This window comes from Tessaracoccus zhenghani (assembly GCF_055326325.1).
Window position 1 is genome coordinate 285,937 of record NZ_JBUZNQ010000001.1, and the last position, 22,756, is coordinate 308,692.

The 22,756-nt window shown below is 68.3% G+C and carries 23 protein-coding genes and 1 tRNA gene; 5 read left to right on the top strand and 19 right to left on the bottom strand.

Features of this window, described 5'->3' with window-relative positions; translation table 11 throughout:
• Window positions 1-258: 258 nt before the first annotated feature.
• A complete protein-coding gene (gene rplL / locus ACZK4S_RS01245) occupies window positions 259-657 on the bottom strand; it encodes a 50S ribosomal protein L7/L12 (protein WP_076060731.1) in 399 nt (132 codons plus the stop codon).
• Window positions 658-702: 45 nt separating this feature from the next.
• On the bottom strand, window positions 703-1,320 hold the full coding sequence (gene rplJ, locus ACZK4S_RS01250) for a 50S ribosomal protein L10 (RefSeq protein WP_076060734.1): 618 nt from the start codon (window positions 1,318-1,320) through the stop codon (window positions 703-705).
• 337 nt (window positions 1,321-1,657) lie between these two features.
• Here rplJ and ACZK4S_RS01255 point away from each other — a divergent pair, with 337 nt between their 5' ends.
• The 3 genes from ACZK4S_RS01255 (at window position 1,658) to ACZK4S_RS01265 (ending at window position 4,274) form a co-directional block, all read left to right on the top strand.
• The gene (locus ACZK4S_RS01255) at window positions 1,658-2,560 is read left to right on the top strand and encodes an ABC transporter substrate-binding protein (protein WP_076060737.1); all 903 of its coding nucleotides are present in this window, start codon (window positions 1,658-1,660) and stop codon (window positions 2,558-2,560) included.
• 140 nt (window positions 2,561-2,700) lie between these two features.
• Complete coding sequence (locus ACZK4S_RS01260) at window positions 2,701-3,507, top strand: amino acid ABC transporter permease (protein WP_459398188.1); 807 nt, start codon at window positions 2,701-2,703, stop codon at window positions 3,505-3,507.
• Window positions 3,508-3,521: 14 nt separating this feature from the next.
• Window positions 3,522-4,274 (top strand): amino acid ABC transporter ATP-binding protein, encoded by a 753-nt coding sequence (locus ACZK4S_RS01265; RefSeq protein WP_182764231.1) that lies wholly within the window; start codon window positions 3,522-3,524, stop codon window positions 4,272-4,274.
• Window positions 4,275-4,389: 115 nt separating this feature from the next.
• On the opposite strand, the gene ACZK4S_RS01270 is transcribed toward ACZK4S_RS01265, so the two are convergent.
• From ACZK4S_RS01270 to ACZK4S_RS01330, 13 genes are all read right to left on the bottom strand, one after another.
• Complete coding sequence (locus ACZK4S_RS01270) at window positions 4,390-4,536, bottom strand: hypothetical protein (protein ID WP_182763810.1); 147 nt, start codon at window positions 4,534-4,536, stop codon at window positions 4,390-4,392.
• A 140-nt stretch (window positions 4,537-4,676) separates the two neighbouring features.
• Window positions 4,677-6,146, bottom strand: a complete 1,470-nt coding sequence (locus ACZK4S_RS01275; RefSeq protein WP_463643117.1) for an arylsulfatase — start codon at window positions 6,144-6,146, stop codon at window positions 4,677-4,679.
• A 167-nt stretch (window positions 6,147-6,313) separates the two neighbouring features.
• Window positions 6,314-6,952 (bottom strand): pyroglutamyl-peptidase I, encoded by a 639-nt coding sequence (locus tag ACZK4S_RS01280; RefSeq protein WP_076061013.1) that lies wholly within the window; start codon window positions 6,950-6,952, stop codon window positions 6,314-6,316.
• Window positions 6,953-7,035: 83 nt separating this feature from the next.
• A complete protein-coding gene (gene rplA, locus ACZK4S_RS01285; protein ID WP_076060747.1) occupies window positions 7,036-7,737 on the bottom strand; it encodes a 50S ribosomal protein L1 in 702 nt (233 codons plus the stop codon).
• A 98-nt stretch (window positions 7,738-7,835) separates the two neighbouring features.
• Complete coding sequence (gene rplK, locus ACZK4S_RS01290; RefSeq protein WP_076060749.1) at window positions 7,836-8,267, bottom strand: 50S ribosomal protein L11; 432 nt, start codon at window positions 8,265-8,267, stop codon at window positions 7,836-7,838.
• Window positions 8,268-8,327: 60 nt separating this feature from the next.
• On the bottom strand, window positions 8,328-9,128 hold the full coding sequence (gene nusG / locus ACZK4S_RS01295) for a transcription termination/antitermination protein NusG (RefSeq protein WP_463643118.1): 801 nt from the start codon (window positions 9,126-9,128) through the stop codon (window positions 8,328-8,330).
• Between the two features lie 4 nt (window positions 9,129-9,132).
• Window positions 9,133-9,627 carry a preprotein translocase subunit SecE gene (secE, locus tag ACZK4S_RS01300; protein ID WP_233120744.1) on the bottom strand — a complete coding sequence of 165 codons (495 nt, stop codon included), beginning with the start codon at window positions 9,625-9,627 and terminating at the stop codon, window positions 9,133-9,135.
• A gap of 84 nt (window positions 9,628-9,711) precedes the next feature.
• A tRNA-Trp gene (locus tag ACZK4S_RS01305) sits at window positions 9,712-9,784 on the bottom strand.
• A gap of 127 nt (window positions 9,785-9,911) precedes the next feature.
• Window positions 9,912-10,568, bottom strand: a complete 657-nt coding sequence (locus ACZK4S_RS01310; protein ID WP_076060753.1) for a response regulator — start codon at window positions 10,566-10,568, stop codon at window positions 9,912-9,914.
• 9 nt (window positions 10,569-10,577) lie between these two features.
• The gene (locus ACZK4S_RS01315) at window positions 10,578-11,807 is read right to left on the bottom strand and encodes a sensor histidine kinase (protein ID WP_463643119.1); all 1,230 of its coding nucleotides are present in this window, start codon (window positions 11,805-11,807) and stop codon (window positions 10,578-10,580) included.
• An 84-nt stretch (window positions 11,808-11,891) separates the two neighbouring features.
• A complete protein-coding gene (locus tag ACZK4S_RS01320; protein ID WP_463643120.1) occupies window positions 11,892-13,367 on the bottom strand; it encodes a DEAD/DEAH box helicase in 1,476 nt (491 codons plus the stop codon).
• Between the two features lie 170 nt (window positions 13,368-13,537).
• The gene (locus ACZK4S_RS01325) at window positions 13,538-15,358 is read right to left on the bottom strand and encodes an ABC transporter ATP-binding protein (RefSeq protein WP_463643121.1); all 1,821 of its coding nucleotides are present in this window, start codon (window positions 15,356-15,358) and stop codon (window positions 13,538-13,540) included.
• The gene (locus ACZK4S_RS01330; protein ID WP_233120747.1) at window positions 15,348-17,144 is read right to left on the bottom strand and encodes an ABC transporter ATP-binding protein; all 1,797 of its coding nucleotides are present in this window, start codon (window positions 17,142-17,144) and stop codon (window positions 15,348-15,350) included. Before ACZK4S_RS01330 ends, ACZK4S_RS01325 begins: the two co-directional genes overlap by 11 nt.
• Before the next feature lie 72 nt (window positions 17,145-17,216).
• On the opposite strand from ACZK4S_RS01330, the gene ACZK4S_RS01335 reads away from it, so the two are divergent.
• Together ACZK4S_RS01335 and ACZK4S_RS01340 are read left to right on the top strand one after the other, a co-directional pair.
• Window positions 17,217-18,407, top strand: a complete 1,191-nt coding sequence (locus ACZK4S_RS01335; protein WP_463643122.1) for an anaerobic sulfatase maturase — start codon at window positions 17,217-17,219, stop codon at window positions 18,405-18,407.
• A 70-nt stretch (window positions 18,408-18,477) separates the two neighbouring features.
• Complete coding sequence (locus ACZK4S_RS01340; RefSeq protein ID WP_463643123.1) at window positions 18,478-19,641, top strand: M20 metallopeptidase family protein; 1,164 nt, start codon at window positions 18,478-18,480, stop codon at window positions 19,639-19,641.
• Window positions 19,642-19,651: 10 nt separating this feature from the next.
• Here the strand turns inward: ACZK4S_RS01340 and ACZK4S_RS01345 are convergent, their stop codons facing one another.
• The 4 genes from ACZK4S_RS01345 to ACZK4S_RS01360 form a co-directional block, all read right to left on the bottom strand.
• Window positions 19,652-20,716 (bottom strand): glucosaminidase domain-containing protein, encoded by a 1,065-nt coding sequence (locus ACZK4S_RS01345; protein WP_463643124.1) that lies wholly within the window; start codon window positions 20,714-20,716, stop codon window positions 19,652-19,654.
• Between the two features lie 64 nt (window positions 20,717-20,780).
• The gene (locus ACZK4S_RS01350) at window positions 20,781-21,860 is read right to left on the bottom strand and encodes a UDP-N-acetylmuramate dehydrogenase (RefSeq protein WP_076061017.1); all 1,080 of its coding nucleotides are present in this window, start codon (window positions 21,858-21,860) and stop codon (window positions 20,781-20,783) included.
• Window positions 21,861-21,888: 28 nt separating this feature from the next.
• The gene (locus ACZK4S_RS01355; RefSeq protein WP_076060770.1) at window positions 21,889-22,296 is read right to left on the bottom strand and encodes a MaoC/PaaZ C-terminal domain-containing protein; all 408 of its coding nucleotides are present in this window, start codon (window positions 22,294-22,296) and stop codon (window positions 21,889-21,891) included.
• Complete coding sequence (locus tag ACZK4S_RS01360) at window positions 22,289-22,720, bottom strand: FAS1-like dehydratase domain-containing protein (RefSeq protein WP_076060773.1); 432 nt, start codon at window positions 22,718-22,720, stop codon at window positions 22,289-22,291. The genes ACZK4S_RS01355 and ACZK4S_RS01360 overlap by 8 nt, the downstream gene beginning before the upstream one ends.
• Window positions 22,721-22,756: the final 36 nt, after the last annotated feature.

Below are 22,756 nucleotides of genomic sequence, written 5' to 3' on the forward strand. Positions count from 1 at the left end.
AGAACGCTTGAAGCAAATATCCGTGCATGGCGAACTGCCCGTGTCAAATCACGGGCGCAACGCATAGCGGGGCAAAGAACCACTATATATCAAATCGCCGCAGACGGCAACAACCGCGGGCCCCCGGATTTCGGCCTGCGGTGGAAAGGGTCGACGTTGACCTCGCGGGACCGATGATACCGCTCCGGGTGGCGGTGGCAAGTGAAACGGCCCGCCCCCTTACGGGGACGGGCCGTCAGCAGAGTTGGTGACTCTAGATCACTTGAACTCGACGGTGCCGCCGGCGGCCTCGAGGGCCTCCTTGGCCTTGGCAGCGGTGTCCTTGTCGACGCCCTCGAGCACCGGCTTCGGGGCGCCCTCGACGAGGTCCTTGGCTTCCTTCAGGCCGAGGGAGGTCAGAGCGCGCACCTCCTTGATGACGGCGATCTTCTTGTCGCCACCGGAGGTCAGGATGACGTCGACCTTGTCGGAGGCAGCTTCCTCGTCGCCGTCGCCAGCAGCGTCACCGGCAGCGGCAGCCGGAGCGGCCGCAACGGCCACCGGAGCAGCGGCGGTCACGCCGAAGGTGTCTTCGAACAGCGTCACGAACTCGGAGAGCTCGATGAGGGTCATCTCCTTGAAGGCGTCAAGGAGCTCTTCGTTGTTGAGCTTAGCCATGAGGCTTTCCTTTCAGATTGGTCCGCAGCGTGCGGAACAGTGTTGTTATTCCGCAGCTTCCGCTGCTTCAGGTGCCGCTTCCGCGGCGGGGGTCTCGTCCGTGGCTTCGGTGGCCGGCGCGGAGCCAGCACCACCGATCAAGGAGGGGTCAGCCTGTGCGGCGTCGCGCAGCGCGCCGAGCACGCGAGCGCCCTGCGACAGCGGGGCAGCCAGCATGTAGGCGGCCTTGGCCAGGTTGGCCTGGAGCGCGCCTGCCATCTTGGCCAGCAGTACCTCGCGGGATTCGAGGTCTGCCAGCTTCAGAACAGCCTGGGCGTCGAGGAACTTGCCTTCCAGGACACCACCCTTGATTGCCAGAGACGGATTTGCCTTCGCGAAGTCGCGCAGCCCCTTGGTGGCGGCTGCGATGTCACCCGTGACGAAAGCGATAGCAGTGGGGCCGGTGAGGGTCTCGTCGAGCCCCTCGATTCCGGCTTCCTTGGCAGCGATCGCCGTCAGGGTGTTCTTCGCAACGGCGTAGGTGGCGTTCTCACCGAGCGAACGGCGCAGCTGCTTGAGCTGCGCCACGGTGAGACCGCGGTACTCGGTCAGCACTGCCGCCCCGGACTTGCTGAAAGCCTCAGCCAGTTCCGAAACCTTGGCAGCCTTATCCGGCCTCGCCATATGAGTCTCCTTCCGGTCTAACACCTCTGCCCGCCGTGAAGGGCGGCCTGAGGGCCGAAGTGACGCAAGACACAAAAAACGCCCCGGCGCTCAGGCGGCGCGGGGCGGACAGGTATGACCTATTCTTCTCACGTTCACCTGCGCGGGTGCCATGTGGCTTTATGGCTGTTGAGCCACCTGCGGTCTTCGGCTCCCGAAACGATACCGGAAGCCGGCCCAGCGGCCAAATCGGCGGTACCCGCCATCCCTGGGGCTGTGCCAATGCGGTCCCGGAGGCGCCGTCCCTTAAGATTTGGCAGTCGAATCATCCTGTATCCGCATTGAGAGAAGAACTGCCATGCGCCGAATCCTCGCCGCCAGCCTGCTGGCCGCACTCACGCTGACCGCCTGTGGCGGCCAGGACACCTCCGGGCCGGCCGACGCCGGCGACTCCACGGACCGCAGCCACGACGTGTCCGGAGTACAAAAGGTGGACGAGATCGCCGCCCTGCTGCCCGCCGCCGTCGCGGACAAGGGCACCCTGGTCGTCGGTGCCGCCGTCGACTACGCCCCGGCTGAGTTCCGCGCCGATGACCTGCAGACCGCGATCGGCTACGACGTCGACCTCAGCAAGGCGCTCGGCAAGGTGCTGGGCCTCGAGGCGGAGGTCGTCGACGGCGAGTTCGCCTCGCTGCTGGCCGGCATGGGCTCGAAGTACGACATCGGCATCTCGTCGTTCACCATCACCCCTGAGCGCACCGCCAGCTACAACATGATCAGCTACATCACAGTCGGCTCCAGCTTCGCCGTCAAGAAGGGCAACCCCGACGGCCTCAACCCCGACGACGTGTGCGGCAAGGCGATCGGCGTCCAGACCGGCACGTGGCAGGAGGAGGAGCTCGGCATGTTCAACGAGGAGTGCTCCGCCGCCGGCAAGGAAGCCATCGAGGTCCTCTCCTACCCCCGCCAGAGCGACGTGACCACCAACGTGGTGGGCGGCAAGGCTGACGCCTTCTACGCCGACTCCACGGTGGCGAGCTACTCGGTGGCCATCACCGGTGACCAGCTCGAGGTCGTCGGTGACGTCCGCGACGCCGCCCCACAGGGCATCGTCGTGCCGCAGGACGACGCCGCCCTTACCGAAGCGGTGCAGAAGGCCATGCAGCACCTCATGGACGACGGAACCTGGCAGGCCATCCTCGACTCCTGGGGTGTCGACGAGGCCGCGCTGGACACGGCTGAGCTGAACCCGGAGGGCTGATCCCCGTGCCCACCCGACCGGAGTTGATCCGCGCCCGCCCCGTGCCCAGACCCAGCGTCTGGATCTGGGCGGCCATCGTCCTGGTGCTGTTCGGCCTGCTGGTCTACAGCCTGTTCACGAACCCCAACTACCGCTGGGACGTGGTCGGCCAGTACCTGTTCGACGCGCGGGTCATCTCCGGTGTGGGCTGGACCCTCATCCTGACGGTCCTCGCCATGGCGCTGGGCATCCTGCTGGCGGTCACCACCGCCATCATGCGGATGGGCACCAATCCCATCCTCCGCGCGGTGGCCTACGTCTACATCTGGTTCTTCCGCGGGACCCCCATCTACACCCAGCTGGTGTTCTGGGGCCTCATCGCGGTGCTGTACCCCCGAATGGGGGTGCCGTTCGGCCCCGAGTGGCTGCAGTTCGACACGCAGGACGTCATCAACGCCACCGTCGCAGCCGTGCTCGGCCTGGGCCTCAATGAGGGCGCCTACCTCTCGGAGATCGTGCGCGGGGGGCTCAGCTCCGTGGACAAGGGCCAGTGGGAGGCGTCGACCGCGCTGGGCATGAAGCGATCGACGACGCTGCGTCGCATCGTCATCCCGCAGGCCATGCGGGTGATCGTGCCGCCCACGGGCAACGAGACCATCTCCATGCTGAAGACCACCTCGCTCGTGCTGGCAGTGCCGTTCTCGCTGGAGCTGACGTTCGTCACCAACGCCATCGGCAACAAGAGCTTCCTGCCCGTGCCGCTGCTGATCGTCGCCGCCATCTGGTACCTGAGCATCACCTCGGTGCTGATGGTGGGGCAGGCACGCCTGGAGCGCTACTACGGCCGGGGCTTCGACAACTCGGAGACCTCCGGTGGCGGCAGAGCCAAGGGCGTCTCGAAGAAGCAGCAGGCCATCCTCGCCTCCGGTACCGTCCATGAAGACCCCAATCTGGAGGTGACCCCGTGACCACCGCAACCCCCATGGTCGACATCCAGGGCGTGCACAAGTTCTTCGGTGAACTGCACGTCCTCAAGGGCATCGACCTCCAGGTGCAGAGGGGCGAGGTGTGCGTCGTGCTGGGCCCCTCAGGCTCCGGCAAATCCACCCTCATCCGGTGCATCAACGAACTGGAGCAGATCAGCGCCGGCCGCCTCTACGTCGACGGCGACCTCATGGGTCTCCGCGAGGTCGACGGGGTGCTGCACAGGCTCAGCGACAAGCAGATCGCCAAGCAGCGCGAGCGCGTCGGCATGGTGTTCCAGCGTTTCAACCTCTTCCCCCACATGACCGCGCGCGAGAACGTGATGGAGGCCCCCAGACAGGTCCGCGGCCTCGGGAAGGCCGAAGCCGCCACGCTGGCCGACGAGCAGCTGGCCCGCGTCGGACTCTCGGACCGAGCCGACCACTACCCCGCCCAGCTCTCCGGTGGGCAGCAGCAGCGCGTGGCCATAGCACGCGCCCTCGCGATGCAGCCGGACCTGATGCTGTTCGACGAGCCCACCTCCGCGCTCGACCCGGAGCTGGTGGGCGAAGTGCTGAGCGTGATGAAAGAACTTGCCGCCAGCGGCATGACGATGGTCGTGGTGACCCACGAGGTCGGCTTCGCCCGTGAGGTCGCGGATCAGGTGGTGTTCATGGACGACGGCGTGATCGTCGAACGCGGCACCCCCCGCGATGTCATCGACAACCCACAACAGCAGCGCACCGCGGAGTTCTTCGCCAAGGTCCTCTGAGGCCCCTCCCCCTGGCCACCCGGACGCTCACGGCGAGACATCTTCACTCGTGGCATGAAACAAGGCCCCGGCCGATCCGTAGATCGCCGGGGCCTCGGAGAAGGACCAGGGGTGGTTACCAGACCCTGGTGCCCTTACCACCGCGCATGGGGACGAAGTTGAGGATCAGGCCAACCACGATCAGGATGATTCCGATCCAGGTGAGGATCGAAATGTTCGCGATCAGGCCAATGATGAGGAGGATGATTCCGAGTACTACCATGATGGCCAACCCCTTCGGTTGATGGTCTTTCCAAGCGGGGAACCGCTCTTCTCAACTAGCTTTCCGGTGTTGGAGAGCGGGGCAACACATCCAAATGGGTGAGTTGCCCCGGTGTAATTTGCGGTATCCGACGTGGGCTCTCAGAGCCTCACACGTTCCTCCACCCACGATGCCTCGCTGCGGACCTCTCGCCCGACGACCAGTTCACCGTCGACGACAAACCCCTCCTCGCGCTCGGAGAGATAGCGGATCAGACGCTGCCGCCAGTGCCCCAACTCGTCCGCTCGTGCTGCGTCATGGGCGAGGTCCTGCAGCTCGGTGGGATCGGCGTCGAGGTCGAAGAACTGTTGGATGCCTGATCCGGACCACCACACGAACTTACGGTGGCCATCCGTCACCCAGTGCATCGACTCCCACCCCTGCATGCTGTAGGTGTGCTCGCCGTGGATCTCCTCGCGCCAGGACACCTCTTCACCCCGGATCAGGGGCAGGACACTGGCGCCGTCGAGCGAGTCGGGGATCTCGGCGCCGGCGATGTCGAGGATCGTCGGCATGACGTCGCGCAGTTCCACCGCCTCGTCGACGCTCGGCACCACCTTCTCGCCACCGGGGAGGCGCAGGATGAACGGGATGCGCGCGCTGCCCTCATACCCGACCGACTTCCGGTAGAAGTGGTGATCACCCAGCATGTCGCCGTGATCGGACACGAACATGATCGCGGTGTTGCGAAGGAGGTCGAAGTCGCTCAGCGCCTCGAACATCCGGTTCAGTTGGTGGTCAATCTGGGTGATGAGCCCGAAATAGCCGGCGAGGGCCCGACGGCGCACCTCCGGTCGCTGTTTCCCGAAGGAGGCGTCTGCCAGATGGTCACGCCGGTAGTCGGCGAACCGGTCGACCCAGTCCCCTACCGGCGCTTCCCCCAGGTCAGCGTCCAGGTACTGATCCAACGCCCAGGCAGGCGGGTCGTAGGGTGCATGGGGGCGGTGGAAGGACAGATACAGGAAGAAGGGCATCGTCGGATCTCGGCGGTGGAGCCAATCAACGGCTTCAGACATGATCCACGACGTGGGGTGGTAGGCCTCGTCCTTGTCCCACGGCCTCGCCATCATCGAGTTGCACCCCACCCCGTGATCGGTTTCCGCGGCCGCGGCCATGCCCGGCTGCCTCCGCAACCAGGTGCTGTAGTCGTCGATGAGTTGCAGGTTGCGCCCGGCCCTCTGGCGGGCGAAGTGCAGGAAGCCATCATGCAGCCTGACATCGTCGAAGCCGATGCGGTCGCGTTCAGGGTAGACGTGCATCTTGCCGATGGCCTGCGTCTGGTATCCCGCCCGGCCGAGTTCGCGGGGCAGCGTGGTCTCATACAGGTCGCTGAAGGGCACCCCCTCGCGGTATCCGTACCGGCCGTGCGACTCCTGGTTCAGGCCGGTCATGAGCCCCACCCGGGCCGGCACACAGGTCGGCACCGCCGAGTAGGCGTGCGGGAACGTCGTCCCCTCGGCGGCCAGGGTGTCCAGGTAGGGCGTCTGGACGACGGGGTGACCGGCCCCGGACATGGCGTCGCCGCGCATCTGGTCGACGCAGACGAGGATGATGTTGGTCCGCTCGGTCATCCCCCCACCTCCCCGCAACGAGGCTGTGCCGGCGGACCGGTGACGAGAAGAGGTGTCATGCGCTGTGCTCCTGTGCACTCGATGCTGCTGGCTAAACGATTCACCGTGTGCAGCAGCGCTGTCAAGCCCGATAGCGAAATGCGCAGTGTCGGCTGGAGGCCTAGTGGCTATCCGAGGGGCGTGGAGAGGCCGACGACCGCGATGGCGGCGCGCAGTGCGGTCACGACTTCCTGCAGGGAGAGCGGGTCCGCGGCTGCACGGCCCACGGCCGGTCCGTCTGTCTCGGATCCCACCAGCACCGTCCCTGTTGCCCGGACCGCAGGTACGTGGATGAAGCCCGCAGGACCGTCGAAGCCCGTGAGCGCCGCACGGAACGTGGCGTTGCACACATAGCGGCCGGCGTCGTCGCTAACCTCTGCCGCCACGCCTGCGGCACGCACGGCCCTGACGATCCCGTCCACGTCCAGCCGTGACGGCAGACGCGGCACGAGGTCGTCGATGGGCCCGCAGGGCTGTGCTCCGTCGTTGTCAGGGATGCGGGCCCGCCGCTCGTTGACGGCCCAGCGCTCCGGCGTGACGAGGGGTCGCCCGCCGGCTTCGCCGACGCAGATCACGGCGTCCGGCCGCACCGCCTCGATCGACGCTGCCAACGTCTCCGGGGCCCGGTCGAAGGACACCGGAAGGATCACCGTGTGCAACTCGACCGACGCATCAGACCAGGTGGCCCCGAGTTCCCGGACGGCGTCGCCGCTCGCGTTGGCCGGATCGCCACCGAACGGTTCGAACCCGGACACAAGAATGCGCATGGGTGTCAGTGTGACACCCATGCGCATTCTTCGTGAGTCGGAGGTCCGTCAACCGGCCGCGAGCGGCAGGCTGGAGGGACCGATCAGGCCTCGGCGGGCTTGAGGGCCGAACCGTCGATGCTGACGGACGGGCTCATGGTGGCCGAGACGGCGACCTTGCGGAGGTAGCGACCCTTGGCCGCGGCCGGCTTCAGGCGCAGGACCTCGTCGAGGACGGCGAAGTAGTTCTCAGCGAGCTGCTGCTCCGTGAAGGAGGCGCGGCCGATGATGAACTGGAGGTTCGCGTGACGGTCCACGCGGAACTCGATCTTGCCGCCCTTGATGTCGGCGACGGCCTTGCCGGTGTCCATGGTGACGGTGCCGGTCTTGGGGTTCGGCATCAGGCCACGGGGGCCGAGGACGCGGCCCAGACGGCCGACCTTGCCCATGAGGTCAGGGGTGGCGACGACTGCGTCGAAGTCGAGGTAGCCGCCGGCCACCTTCTCGATCAGTTCGTCGGTGCCGACCTCGTCAGCCCCCGCCGCGCGTGCGGCGTCAGCCTTGTCGCCGGCGGCGAAGACGAGGACCCGTGCCGTCTTGCCAGTGCCGTGCGGCAGGTTGATGGTGCCGCGGACCAACTGGTCCGCCTTGCGGGGGTCGACGCCGAGGCGCATGGCCACGTCGATCGACTCGTCGAACTTGGCCGTTGCCATCTCCTTGACGAGGCGGATGGCCTCTTCAGGGCTGTAGGCCTGGCCTTCGGCGCGCTTCTCGGCGGCCGCCTTGTATGCCTTGCTGTGCTTCATGCTGGTTCCTTGTGTTTGTGCCGGGCTCATGACCCGGTCCACCAGTTCTGGTGTGGGGAGCACTCCCCTACCAGGGATGTGTGTGTTCGGGGTTCAGATCACTCGGAGACGGTGACGCCCATGGAGCGGGCGGTGCCTTCGACGATCTTCATGGCGGCCTCGACGTCATTGGCGTTGAGGTCCGGCAGCTTGGTGGTGGCGATCTCGCGGACCTGGTCCTTGGTGATCTTGCCGACCTTGTCAGCCAACGGGTTGGCCGAGCCGGACTTGAGGCCTGCCGCCTTCTTGATCAGCTCGGACGCCGGGGGCGTCTTCGTGATGAAGGTGAACGTGCGGTCCTCGTAGATCGTGATCTCGACGGGGATGATGTTGCCGCGCTGGGATTCGGTCTGGGCGTTGTACGCCTTCACGAATTCCATGATGTTGACGCCGTGGGGGCCGAGAGCGGTACCGACCGGCGGTGCAGGCGTGGCTGCGCCGGCCTGCAGGGCGACCTTGACGAGCGCCGCAACCTTCTTCTTGGGAGGCATGGGTGGGTCCTTTACCTATACGGATGGATGGCGCGCCCGGAACAGGCGCGACGCACAATCTTAGACGACCTTCTCGACCTGCTTGAAATCCAGGTCGACAGGGGTCTCGCGGCCGAGGATCTCGACGAGAGCGATGAGCCGCTGATTGTTGGCGTTGAGTTCGGTGATCGTGGCGTGCACCCCGGCAAAGGGGCCGTCCGTCACCATGACGGAGTCGCCGACCGCCAAGTCGACGACTTCGACCTTCTTCTTCCGTGCGGCCTCGGAACCCGCGTGAGCGGCGTTGACCTTGGCGACGACGGAAGGAGTCAGCATGTGGAGGACCTCGTCGATCGACAGCGGCACGGGCTGCTGCCCCTGGCCGACGAAGCCGGTGACGGAGGGGGTCTGGCGGACGGCGCTCCAGGAGTCGTCGGTCAGTTCCATCCGGATGAGGACGTATCCCGGCAGGACGCAACGCGTGACGGTCTTGCGGCCGTTGTTGCGGACCTCGACGACGTCCTCGGTGGGGACGACCGTCTCGAAGATGTAGTCCTCCATATTCAGCGTGGTGACACGCGCGTCGACGTTCTGCTTGACGCGGTTCTCCATACCGGAATAGGTGTGGATGACGTACCAGTCACCGAACTTGGATTCGAGTTCCTCGCGCAGCTCGTTGATGGCTGCTTCGAGGGCCTCGTCGCGGTCCTGGGAGGCCTTGTCGGTGGCCTCGTCCGGCTCTTCCTCAGCCAGTTCGGCGAGTTCGATGGTGGTGTCGTCGTCCTCGGCGACGTCCAGCGCGCCGAGGTCGATCTCCACGTCGTCGGTGGAGGTCTCTTCGATCGGGCCGAGGTCGACCTCAAAATCAGAGTTGTCAGTCATGGATTCAGCTCCCAAACAACTGCAGCAGCGACCAGCCGAAGAAGAGATCCAGCGAGCCGACGATGGCGATCATGATCAACACGAACACCAGGACGGCGCTGAACATCGAGATCGTCTGCGGCCAGGTGGGCCACACGACCTTCTTCAGCTCGGAGCCCGACTGCTTGGCGAATTCGACCGGGTTGGAAGCCCGGTAGGGGTCATCGTGCTCGGCGAGCGCTTCGGAGCGCTTGCGGGTGACGGTGTCCTTCTTGCGGACAGGGGCCTTGACGGTACGACGGACCGGTGCCAGCGCGGCGGCGGCTTCCTGCTCCTCCGGGGTGAAGTCCTGCTCAAGCTCGCCGAGGGTGATGTCCTCGTCGGCTTCGGCGACTTCCTCTTCGGCGGCAGCCAGCGCTTCGGGATCCTCGATCTCGACGGCGTCGTCTTCGGGCGCGTCGGGCTCCCCGGGGACGAAATCTTCGTTCTCCGGTACTGCGTCGTGCGACTTGTCGCTCACGCCGTGATCCCTTCGCTTGACAAACAAAATGCCTCCGGCTCGGAAGCCGTAGGCGGGGCGAGACAGCCATTGCTGACCATCTAGCAGGGCAGGAGGGACTCGAACCCCCAACCTGCGGTTTTGGAGACCGCTGCTCTGCCAATTGAGCTACTACCCTTTGGCGGTTGGATTACCGGATGGACCGTGTTGTGTGGACACGCTCCGACCTTGGCAAATTGAACCGGTGCTCGTCCACTATAGGGGTTTTCCGGGCCTGAGTCGAACCAACCAGGACCCGGGCAGTCTCAGTGATCGACTAGTCCGTGCTGATACGCCGAGACGACCACCTGCACCCGGTCACGCAGCCCCATCTTGCGCAGGATGGCGCCGACGTGCGACTTGATCGTGGACTCGGAGGCGAAGATGGTCTGCCCGATCTCCACGTTGCTGAGCCCCTGCGCCACCAGGGCGAAGACCTCGTGTTCCTTCTCGGACAGTTGTGTGAAGCCGACCGGCGGGGCCGGCTTCTCCTGGAAGGAGGAGTCGAGCAGCGCGGCGAGGTCCTCCGGCGCGATGACGCCGTTGCCGCTGTGCACCGTACGGATGGAGTCCGTGAGCATCTGCGGGGTGATGTCCTTGAGCAGGAACCCGCTGGCGCCGTACCTGATGGCGGTGGCCGCGCGGTCGTCGAGGTTGAACGTGGTGAGCACCAGCACCTTGACGCCGGAGCCGGAGGCGACAGCGTTGCCCAGGATGCGGCGGGTGGCCTCCACGCCGTCGACCCCGGGCATGCGGATGTCCATCAGGATCACGTCGGGGTCGAGCTGGGCCGCCAGCGCCACGGCCTCCTCACCATCGGTGGCCTCCCCCACCACCTCGAGGTCGTCCTGGGCGTTGACGATGACCCGGATGGCCGAGCGGAACAGTTCCTGGTCGTCGACCAGCATGACGCGGATGGGCACGCGGTCCTCCTAGTTGGTTCGCAGTGGCAGCCAGGCGGTGGCGGTGATGACCTCACCGTCGGCGCCCTGGTGCCGGTTGAGTTCGAAACTACCGCCCACGGCGCCGAGCCGCGCGCTCATCCCGGCGATCCCCCCGCCGTGGAGCGCCCTGGAGAGGGTGTGCCCGCCGTCGAGGTTGCGCACCTCCATGGTGAGCCGGTCCGCCCAGGTCAACGCGACGGCGATGGGCCTGCCGTGTTCGCCGTGCTTGATGGCGTTGGTGAGCATCTCCTGCAGCACCCGGTAGGCGACTGTCTCAGCGTCGGGTGGCAACGCCCGGCTCTGCCCCAGTTGGGTGACCTCGAGGTCGACGCCCGAGGCCCGCACGCTGTCCAGTAGCGCGCCGAGCCCTCCGGGCGGGGCGGGCACCGACGGGTGGTCGCCGCGGGCCGCGTGCAGCACCTCCCGGATCTCCCCCAGGGAGCGGCGGGCGCACACGGCGATGTTGTTCATGGATTCGTGCAGGTCCTGGGTGTTGGTCAGGTACTGCGCGGATTCGGCCTGCATCAGGATCACGGCCAGGGAGTGGCCGACGACGTCGTGGACGTCGCGTGCGAGCCTGGCGTTGGCGGCCTCGGCCGCGGCGACCCTGGTGAGGCGCTGCTCTTCCAGGACGGCGTGCTGTTGCGCCTCGATGGCCCGGGTGCGCTGCCACTCGGCGTCCTCGGCCCGGGTCTGTTGCGCGCGGACCTGTGCCGTGGAGCGCTGCCGCAGGCCCAGCAGCCACGGCGCACCGAGGAAGGACGCCACCAACCCGAAGGCGAACGCGGTGCCGCCCAGCCCGAAGTACTGCTGACCCCAGAAGAACTGCTGCCCGAGGAGGGTGCCCGCGATCAGCGCCCCGAGCGCCAACGAGACACCGGAGACGATGACGGTGGCGCGGGACCCGAACCGCGTGGCGGTGTAGGCCAACCAGGCGCCGGCGACGACCTGGACCAACAGCGGCAGGGGCTCGCTGCCGACCATCAGCAGGAAGAGGCTGCCCGCCCAGAAGATGCCGAGCGAGGCGCCAGGCTGGCGACGGGCGATGACGAGCACGGCGACCATGAACAGCGCTCCGATGGCCCGGTCCGGGGAGGGGCTGGCGAGCGCGTACAGGAGGAAGGTGGGCGCCCCGAGGACCACTGCGACGACGAGCGCGATCCGGTCTGCGAGGAGTCCCCACGCGACACTGTCGGGACGGGCGTGGGCTGCTGGCATGAGGCCAACATACGTGCCCACGCCCGTGGGCGACATCAGACTCTGGGTCAGAGCCTCTGGTACTTCCCGGCGGGGCGGGCCGGGTCAGCGGCTGCGACGACGCCCGCCACCGCCGGCGGAGAAGGCTGCGGCCCCGCCCACGCGCGGCTGGCCCTCGGTGCGACGGCCACCGCCGTCACGCTGCGAGCGCGGCTGATCCCCGCTGCGCTGGCGCTGCGCACGGGGCTGTTCCCCGCTGCGCTCGCGCTGCGAACGAGGCTGTTCCCCGCTGCGGGAACGCTGACCGGACGGCTGCCTGTCGCCGCTCGCGGCACGGCGCCGCCCGCCGCCGTTGCCGCCGCCGCGCTGCTGCTGTTGCTGCTGCGGCTTGGCCTTGATGATGCCGCCGGGGAACTTCCGCTCCCCGGGGGCGATTTCGAGCAGCACGGGGTGCCGCTCGTCGGCGCGGGTGACGGTGGGCTTGACCCCTGCCTTGCGGGTGAGGTCACGCACGTCGCCGCGCTGCGCGTCGAGCATGAGGGTCACGACGGTGCCCTCGGCGCCGGCGCGGGCGGTGCGGCCCGAGCGGTGGGTGTAGGCCTTGTGCTCGACCGGCGGGTCGGCGTGGATGACCAGGCCCACGTCGTCGACGTGGATGCCGCGGGCGGCGACGTCCGTGGCGACCAGGGTCTGGGCGGTCCCGGACTGGAACGCGTGCATGGAACGCTCGCGGTCGTTCTGGCTCATGTTTCCCTGCAACTCGACGGAGGGCACGCCCGCGGCGTTGAGCTGGCGTGCGAGCTTCGTCGCGCGGCGCTTGGTGCGGGTGAACACCACCGTGCGGCCGGGCGCGGCGGTGAGGTTCACCAGGACGGGGAGGTGCTGCTGGTCGCTGACGTGCAGCACGTGGTGGTGCAGCGTCGGGACGGGCGAATCTGCGGAATCGGCCTCGTGGGTCTTGGGCTGGTGCAGGAACTGCTTGACGAGCGTGTCCACGGCCTTGTCGAGGGTTGCGGAGAACAGCATGCGCTGGCCGTTCGACGGGGTGGCCGACAGCAGCCGGCGCACCGACGGCAGGAAGCCGAGGTCTGCCATGTGATCGGCCTCGTCGAGGATGGTGACCTCGATGGAGCCGAGGTTCACGTGGCCCATCTCGATGAGGCTCTCGAGGCGGCCGGGGCAGGCGACGACCACGTCGACGCCCTTCGTCAGCGCGACGACCTGGGGCCGCTCCTTCACGCCGCCGAAGACCGTGCGCGAGGTGAGCCCGGCGACGGCTGCCAGCGGGGCGAGGGCCTCGTCGATCTGGTTGGCCAGTTCGCGGGTGGGCGCCAGGATGAGGGCGCGGGGGCGCTTGGGCGTGCGGCGGGTGCCGCTCGCCATCAGCCGGGCGACCATGGGGAGCAGGAACGCGTACGTCTTGCCGGAGCCGGTGCGGCCGCGGCCGAGGACGTCGCGGCCCAGGAGCGAGTCAGGCAGCGTGGCGGCCTGGATGGGGGTGGGGACGGTGATGCCGCGATCCTCGAGGACGGCAGCAAGCTGTGCGGGCACGCCAAGCGCGCCGAAGGACTGAGAAGTCAAAGGGGTTTCTCCCGATAGGGCGATGCAGCGGTTCTGCCCGGCGCGGAAATCTCATCCGCAGCGCGATGGCATCAAAGAAAAAGATCAGAGTTTACCCGGAGCAGAACATCCGGGCGCTGTGTCCACAGTAGCGCGCGCAGCCCCAAACCCCCACATCGGCGACCCGGCGGCTAAGCCAGCGAGGCCAACCAGGCGGCGTGCAGGTCGGCGTAGCGGCCCCCGCCAGCGATCAGTTCCACCGGCGTGCCGTCCTCGACGATGCGGCCGTGGCTAAGGACCAGCACCCTGTCGGCGATCTCCACCGTCGAGAGCCGGTGGGCGATGATGATGGCGGTCCGGTCGGCGAGGATCGTCGACAGCGCCGCCTGGACGAGGCGTTCGGTGGGGATGTCCAGCGAGCTGGTGGCCTCGTCGAGGATCAGCACCCGCGGGTCTGCCAGGACGACGCGGGCGAAGGCGACAAGCTGGCGCTGGCCGGCGGACAACCGCGAGCCCCGCTTGCCGGTGTCGGTGTCGAACCCGTCCGGCATGGCCTCGATGAACGTGTGGGCACCGACGGCGCGGGCCGCCGCGACCACCTCGTCGCGCGTGGCTCCAGGGCGGCCGAAGGCGATGTTGTCGGCGATGGTGCCGGCGAAGATGAAGTTCTCCTGGGTGAGCAGCGTGACGTGCCGGCGCAGGGTGGCGTCGTCGAGGTCACGCACGTCGACGCCGTCGAGCCGCACGGCCCCCGCCTGCGGGTCGTAGAACCTGGCGATGAGCTTGGCGATGGTGGTCTTGCCCGCGCCGGTGGTGCCCACGAGGGCGACGGTCTGCCCGGCCGGGATGTCCAGGCCGAGGCCCGGCAGCACCGGGGCGTCCTCCACGTAGGAGAAGTCCACGCCGTGGAGGCTGACCGCTCCCCTGACGTCCGGCAGCGCAACCGGGTGCTCGGGGTCTGCCACGTCGTCGGCCTCGTCCATCACGCTGGAGATCTTCTCCAGCGCGGTGAGCGCCGACTGCAGGGTGGAGATGAACTGGCTGAGGTCCTGCATGGGGTCGAAGAACATGCGCAGGTACAGCACGAAGGCGGCCATGGTGCCGATGGAGACGCTTCCCCCCACCGCGAGGTAGCCGCCGGCGAGCACCACGAGCACGATGCCGAGGTTGCCGATGAACTGGATCCCGGGCATGGCGCGGGCGAAGATGCGCATGGCGCGCACATTGGAGTCGCGGTAGGTCAGCGCGACGTCCTCGAAGATCTCGCCGGCGCGGGGCTCGCGGCGGAACGCCTGGACGGCCTTGATGCCGGTCATGGTCTCGATGAACTGCACGATGACGATGGCCGAATGCGTGCGCACGGCACGGAACGCGCGGGTGGAGGCGCCGGCGAACCACCGCATGAGGAGCAGGAGCGGCGGGTAGCTGAGGAAGGCGACGAGGGCCAGGCGCCAGTCGAGGCTCAGCATGATGACGCTGGAACCGAGGATGGTCAGCGCGGCGATGATCACTACGTCGAGGCCCTGCAGCACGAGTTCCTGCACGGCCTCGACGTCGCTGGTCATGCGCGACACGGCGCGTCCGGAGGTGTAGCGGTCGTGGAAGCGGATGCTGAGCCGCTGGAACTTCTTGTAGAGGCGGCGGCGCAGGTCCAGCAGGATGGCGTTGCCGATCCGGCCGGAGCTGCGCAGGAAGGTGACGCGCGCTGCCACCTGGACGACGATGGCGACGGCCATCAGGCCCAGCGTGGGGAGCAGCACGCTGTCGTCGGTGAGCCCGTCGTCGAGCACATCCCGCACGAGCACCGGCACGACCAGACGGGCGGCCGCCTCGACGACCACGACACCGACGAGGAGCAGCAGCCAGGTGCGCCATGGGCGCACGAGGGTGGCGAGCAGCCGGCGCGACGGGGCGCGCAGGCCTGCGGACGAGTCACGTTCCTCGTCGATCTCCTGCTTGACCCCCCGCCACGCGACGTTCGGGTCATCGGGGTGCTGCGGCTCAGTGCTCACCGTTGTCGCCTTCCATCGAGATGGCGTAATCGGCCGAGAGCAGTTCGCGGTACTCCGGCACGGTGGCCAGCAGTTCGCTGTGCGTGCCGGTGTGGGCGATGCGCCCCTCGACCAGCATCGCCACCCGGTCCGCCAGGAGGACGGTGGACGCGCGGTGCGCCACGACGACCCCGGTGACCCCGACCAGGGTGGACCTGAGGGCCTCCTCCACCTCTGCCTCGGTGTGGATGTCGAGGGCGCTGAGGGTGTCGTCGAGCACGAGCACGCGGGGCTGGACGAGGATGGCACGGGCCAGCGCCAGCCGTTGTCGCTGGCCCCCGGAGAGGCTGAGTCCCTGCTCGCCCAGACGCGTGTCGAGGCCCCAGGGAAGGTCGTGGACGAACTCCGCGCGGGCCACGCGCACGGCTTCGGCGATCTCCTCCTCAGTGGCGTCGGGACGGCCGAGCGTGAGGTTCTCGCGGGCAGACATGGAGAACAGGATGGGGTCCTCGAAGGCGGTGCCGATGAGGCTGCGCAACTGCCGCAGGTCCAGGTCGCGCAGGTCCACGCCGTCGAGCAGGATCTGGCCGCCGGTGACGTCGACGAGGCGCGGGATCAGCGAGACGAGGGTGGACTTGCCGGAGCCGGTGCCGCCCACCAGCGCCACGGTCTCCCCCGGCGCGATGTCCAGGTCCAGGTCACGCAGGGTGGGTTCCTCGGCGTCTGGGAACTGGAAGGTCACACCGCGCAACTGCAGGTGCCCGCGCGGCTCCGCGATGGTCTTGTCGCCGCTGACGATCGTGACCGGCGCGTCGAACACCTCCGCGACGCGGTTGGCCGCCGTCGCCGCCTCACGGGCGAAGGAGAGCAGGAAGCCGAGGCTGCCCACCGGCCACGCCAGGGACAGCAGCAGCGTCACGAACGTGACGGCCGCGCCGAGGCTGAGCCCGCCCTCTGACACCCCGTAGCTCACGCCGAACAGGACGATCAGCAACAGGACCGAGGGGAAGATCTCCAGCAGCGTCCAGAGCACGGAGGCCAGGTTCATGCGCCGCACACCGCTCTCGGCGAGCGCGGCGGCGCGCTTGTCGAAGGCCTCGAACGAATGACGGGTGCGGCCGAACGAGCGGATGACGCGCACCCCGTGCAGCGACTCCTCGGCTGCCGAGGCCACGTCGCCCGTCTGGTCCTGCACCCGCCGCGAGATGCGGCCGAAGCGGCCCATGAGCGCGAACACGGCGATGACGACGGGGATGACCGAGATCAGCACCGCCACGCCCACCTGCCAGAGCGTGACGACCATGATCCCGACCACCACGACGATGTGCAGCGAGCTCATCGCCAGCATCACCAGGCCGAACGACATGAAGCGGCGCAACAGGCCGAGGTCGCTCATGATGCGGCTGAGCAGCTGGCCGGATTCCCACGCCTTGTGGAAGCCCAGTGGGAGGCGCTGCAACTGGTCGAAGAGGTCGAGGCGGATGTTGGCCTCGATGTGCGAGGTGGCGCGCGACATGATCCACCGGCGCACGAAGCTCATGAACGCCTCGAAGGCCCCCACTCCCAGCAGCGCCAACGAGTACCAGAGCACCCCGACGACGTCGCCGCGGCGGATGGGCCCGTCGACGACGGCGCCGAGCAGCAACGGGATGGCGACGCTGGCCAGCACCTGGAGCGGGGCCAGGGCGAAGGAGGTGATGAACTGCGGCGCGAACGGGCGGATGTACGGGAGGAAGCGCAGCACGTCTGCGCGCTTGGGGTGTGCCGCTGCCAGCGCATATCGGCGGGGGGACTCAGCAGGAAGCACCGGGCCACACTACCCGGTTGCGGGCAACGGTCTCGGCGCCCGTTGACATGCTCCCCCTTGTAGGGTGGCCGGGTGATCCCGATCCCGTTCTCCGTCGTCAGCAAACCGACGGGGGCTGCCTGCAACCTCGACTGCACGTACTGCTTCTTCCTGTCCAAGGACCTGCTGTACGACGAGGACAAACGGCAGTGGATGTCGCCGGAGCAACTGGACACCTTCATCCGGGAATTCCTGGGGGGCCAGCCTGACGGCGAGGTCACGTTGGCCTGGCAGGGCGGCGAACCCACTCTGCGGGGCCTCGACTTCTACCGGACGGCCGTCGAGCTCACCCGGCGCTACCAGCGCCCGGGCCAGCGGGTGCAGCAGTCCATCCAGACCAACGGCACGCTGCTGGACGACGAATGGTGCAGTTTCCTGGCCGCGGAGAACTTCCTGGTAGGCCTGTCCGTCGACGGCCCGCAGCACCTCCACGACGCGCACCGCGTCAACAAGGCCGGCCGCGGCACCCACGCCCAGGTCATCCGCGGATGGGAGTTCCTCCGCAAGCACGGCGTCGAGACCAACATCCTGTGCACGGTGAACTCTGCCAACGGCGACCACGGGGCCGAGGTCTACCGCTACTTCCGCGACGTGCTGGGCGCGACCTTCCTGCAGTTCATCCCCATCGTCGAGCGGGCCGGCTACGAGGCCCCTGACGGCAAGAGGTTGCTGTACCTCCAGCAGGGCGACGACGTCACGGACCGCTCGGTCGGCCCCGGCCAGTGGGGCCGGTTCCTGAGCGAGGTCTTCGACGAGTGGCTCAAGGCCGACGTCGGCAGGGTCTTCGTGCAGCACTTCGACGTGATGCTCGCCGCCCGCTTCGGTCAGTACTCGCTGTGCGTCCACTCCCCCGAGTGCGGCACCGCCTTGGCCGTCGAACACAACGGTGACGTCTACAGCTGCGACCACTACGTCGAGCCGGGCTACAAACTGGGCAACGTCGCCGACGGCGGGTTCCAGGAGTACCTACAGCTCCCGGAGCAGCGCGAATTCGGGCGGTCGAAGAGGACCTCGCTGACTGAACAGTGTCGCCGGTGCCCGGTGCGCTGGGCCTGCCACGGTGGGTGCCCCAAGGACCGCTTCGCCACCTCGGCCGACGGCGAGCCCGGCCAGAACTATCTGTGCGAGGGCTACTACGGCTTCTTCTCCCACGCCGCCCCCACCATCGAACTGATGGCCCGCGCCGTGGCCTCAGGCCGCCCCGCGTCCGACGTCACGGGCTGACCGCGCCCGGCGCCCGCACGGGTTCGCTGGCACTCCCAGCACATTGTCTTCTTCGGTAGCCTAGGCAGCTATGAGCCTGCTCGAGGAGCTGACTGCCGCCGTCGACGGCATACTGCCCGACGCGGCCGCCCTCAGGCGCGCCATCCACGCCGAGCCCTACATCAGCGGCGAGGAGGGACCCACCCGTGACCGGCTGGTTCGGTCCATGGGCTGGCTCGACTGGACGCCGGTCGCTGGGACAGGAGCCTGGGCCCGGCTGGGCCCGGCTGGCCCCGCCGTCGGGCTGCGCGCCGAGTTGGATGCCCTCCCGGTCATGGAGGCCACCGGCGTGGAGTGGGAATCGCGGCGCCCCGGCGTGGCGCACGCCTGCGGCCACGACGTGCACATGGCGGCGCTCTGGGCAGTGACGACCGCCGCCCGCAGCCTCGACCTGCCTGTCGGCCTCGTGCCCGTGCTTCAGCCGCGCGAAGAGGTGACCCCGCCCGGCGCCGGGGACGTCGTGCGCTCCGGCCTGCTGGACGAGCAGGAGATCGAGGCGATGATCGGTGTGCATCTTCAGCCGCAGGTGGACCGGGGCGTCGTCTCCACGGGGGCCGGCGCCGTCAACGCCGCCTACGACTCCTTCGAGATCGTGGTGCGGGGCCGCCCGGGGCACGGCGCGTACCCCCATGTCGCCGTGGACCCCATCAGCGCGTTGGCCACCATCATCGGCGAACTCCAGAGCCTGCCCGGACGCATCATCAATCCCACGCACCCCACCGTGATCTCGGTGGGCCAGATCGCGGGCGGCACCGCACACAACGTCATCGCGGACCAGGCCAGCTGCCAGGGCTCCATCCGCACCTATTCGGAGGCGGACCGCGCGCTGCTGCACGAGGCCTTGGCACGGCTGGCGTCGGCGGTCGCGGAATCGCGCGGCGGGCAGGCGACGACGCGCTTCGTGCGGGGCGGCCCGGCGCTGCTCAACGACCCCGGGCTGGTGAAACGCATCGATCCGCTGCTGCGCGGCCTGGGGCTGACGGTCGCGGAGACGCCGTTCAGATCCTGCGGCTCGGACGACTTCGCGGAGTACGGCCGCGAGGCCGCCTCCGTCATGTGCTTCATCGGCACCGGCCACGTGGACGGCGTCGGCCTCCACCACGGGGCGTTCCTCCCAGGGCGCGAGGCACTGCAGTTGGCCGCGCACGCGTTCGCGGCCGGCTATGTCGCGGCCGCCGCCCTGATCGCGGCGTGACGCGGGGCTCTCAGCCGAGGAGGCGGGCCCACGTGGCGTAGCTCGAGTGGCCGCTGCCCTCGATGCGGTGCCGCTGCTGGAAGGAACGCAGCGCCTTGTCCGTGGCGGCGTCGAAGGTGCCCGTGACGGCGACACTGCCGTCCTTGAGCTGCAGCTGGGTTTGGAGGACGCGGACGCCCTCCCCCTTCGCCCCGGATGCGAGCTCGGGCAGCAGCGCCTGCCACGTGGCGTCGTCCATCTTGCCGGTCACGGTGAGCTTCTGGGCCCGCTGGAACGCGCTGACGGCGGCCGTCGTCTGCGAGCCGTAGATGCCGTCGACGCCGATGCCGGCCTCGAGCGTGTTGAGCAGCCGCTGCAGCGAGCGCACTGCGTCGCCGCGGCTGCCGACGAGAAGTTGGGGGAACATCGTGTACGGGTCAACCGTGGTGACCGGCGGCGTGGGGCCGTCGGGGTCCATGCCCTCCGGGTAGCCGGGGCCCTGGCCACGCAGGTTGTACTGGTACAGGTTGTGCGAGCGCATGATGCTGATGACCTTTTCGGGGTACTTCGGGTCCGTCGCGTAACCGCCCTTCCACACCTCGGTGACGAACTGATCCGGGTAGTCGACGTACTGGAAGGCCGCGGCGTAACGCGTGGCGGTGCTCAGCAGGCGGGCGTAGTCCCGCGTCGAGTCGAGCCAGCTCGCGTAGGTGCGGAAATCCGCCACGATGTAGTACTTGGTGCCGTCGGAGCGGGTGTACTCGGCGGTACGGACCGGGACGCAACCCGTCTGGTACGGCGAAGGCGTCGAGGTGCACTTGATGTTGAACAGGGTGTTCACGTTGTAGACCACCCCGTCTACGGTCAGCTGCCCAGCCATTTTCGACTCGCCCCAACCCGACTCCAAGGCGGCCATGCCGATGGTCACCGACGCGGGGATACCGAATTCCCGTTCGGTCTGCTGGGCGTCCTTGACCAGCTTCGCGATGAAGTCGCTGGCCGTACTGCCCGCCGCTTCCTGCTGCCGCTGGAGCATCGGGACGGCCACGACGGCGAGCACTACTGCCACCGCCGCGAGCCTGAGCCATCGTTTCATCTGCAATCACCCTCCGGGGAGGAGGCTAATGGCAGGGGCACGTCGGCCGGAAATATCTCAAGCATCACTTGAGGTCGGGCAACGCCGTTCCCACGAGGTTGACCTCCGGCACCAGACGGATCCCGAAACGCTCTGCCACGCCGTCGCGGACCTCGGCGGCGAGCGCCACCAGGTCTGCGGCGGTGGCCGAGCCACGGTTCGTCAGCGCCAGCACGTGTTTGCCTGAGAGCCTGGCCTGGCCGTCGCCATGGCCCTTCGCGAAGCCGGCGTGCTGGATCAGCCACGCAGCGCTGGTCTTGACCCGGCCGTCCGCGTCCGGGAACCGCGGGGCCTCAGGAGGCAGCGCCGCCGCTTCGTCCGCGCCGAGGATGGGGTTGGTGAAGAAGGAGCCCGCGCTCCAGGAATCGTGATCCGCCTCGTCGAGCACCATGCCCTTGGAGCGGCGGATCGCCAGTACGGTCTCGCGGACGCGGGTGGCGTCGACGCGACCGCCCGGCGCGGTGTCGAGGCGGCCCGCGAGCTCGGCGTAGCGGATCGGTGCCCCGAGCGAGCCCAACCGGAACTGGAACCCCACCTCCAGGACAAGGTAGCGGCCGGGCTCACGCTTGAAGCGGGAGGTGCGGTAGCCGAAGCCGCAGTCCGTGAGGGGGAAGGTGCGCTGCGTGCGTTCCTTCCTGTCCCAGGTGCGCACAGAGGTGATGGTCTCCGCGACGTCGGAGCCGTAGGCGCCGACGTTCTGGATGGGCGTGGCGCCCACGCTGCCGGGGATGCCGGACAGCATCTCGATGCCGCTCCATTCGTTGGCGACGGCGTGGGCCACGAAGGTGTCCCAGTTCTCGCCCGCCGCGACGCGGACCGCCGCTCCCCCGCAGTCTGAGACGTCGGCGGTGATGCCGGTGGTGCCCACCCGCACGACGGTGCCGGGGAAGCCGGCGTCGCTGATGAGCAGGTTGGAGCCGCCGCCGAGGACCAGGACCGGCTCATCGCGGCGGTCGCAGTCTGTGACGACGTCGATCAGGTCGCGCTCGGCGCGGGCCACGACGAACCGTTCGGCAGGGCCACCCACGCGCAGCGTCGTGTGGCGGGCCAGCAGCGGGGAATCCGGGATGGGCGGGGCGTCGGTGTCGATCGCGACGCGGTCCAGGCTGCAGGACGCGGCCTCTCCCCCCGGCTCAGTCAAGTCGCACCTCGGCGCGCGCGGCGCCCAGCACCGCGTCGTCGCCACAGGTGGCGGTGATGGCGAGCTTCGCCACTCCGTCTGCCACCTCTGTGACCTTGGCCGCGTAGACCACCTCGGTGCCCTCGTCGGTGTCCGGGACGACGACGGGGCGGGTGAAGCGGACGAAGTAGCTGAGGACTCTGGCCGGGTCCCCCACCCAGTCCGTGACGATCTTCAGGCCGGCGCCCATGGTCCACATGCCGTGGGCGACGACACCCGGCAGGCCGATGGCCTGCGCATGACGGTCGGAGAAGTGGATCTCGTTGAAATCCGTGGAGGCACCGGAGTAGCGCACCACGGTGGAGCGGGTGACCCCGACCCTGAGTTCGGGCAGCTCGGTGCCGACGGTGACCTCACTCATCGCTGTCCTCCCGGGGGCGCGTGTGCATCAGGGTGGAGCGCGCCTCGCAGACCGCTTCACCGTCGACGGTGAGGTCCACCAGCACGGTGATCATCTCCAGGTTGCCCCGGTTGCGCACCTTCTCGATGCTCAGTTCGGCCGCCACGGCGTCACCGGGGCGCAGCGGGCGGTGGAAGGCGAAGTTCTGGTCCGTGTGCATGGTGCGGTTGAGCGCCAGGCCGAGTTCCTCGTCGGCGAACAAAGAGCCCCAGGCCTGGGCTGCGATGACCGCGGCGAAGGTGGGTGGGGCGATGGGGTCTTCGCCCGAATAGGCGGGGTTGTCATCGCGCACGGCTGAAGCGAATTCGGCGATCTTGGCGCGGCTGACCACGTACGGCGGAGCGGCCGGGTAACGGCGGCCCACGTGTTCGGCGGAAATCGGCATGCGCGTAAGGTTACCGCCCACCGACGACAACGGCCG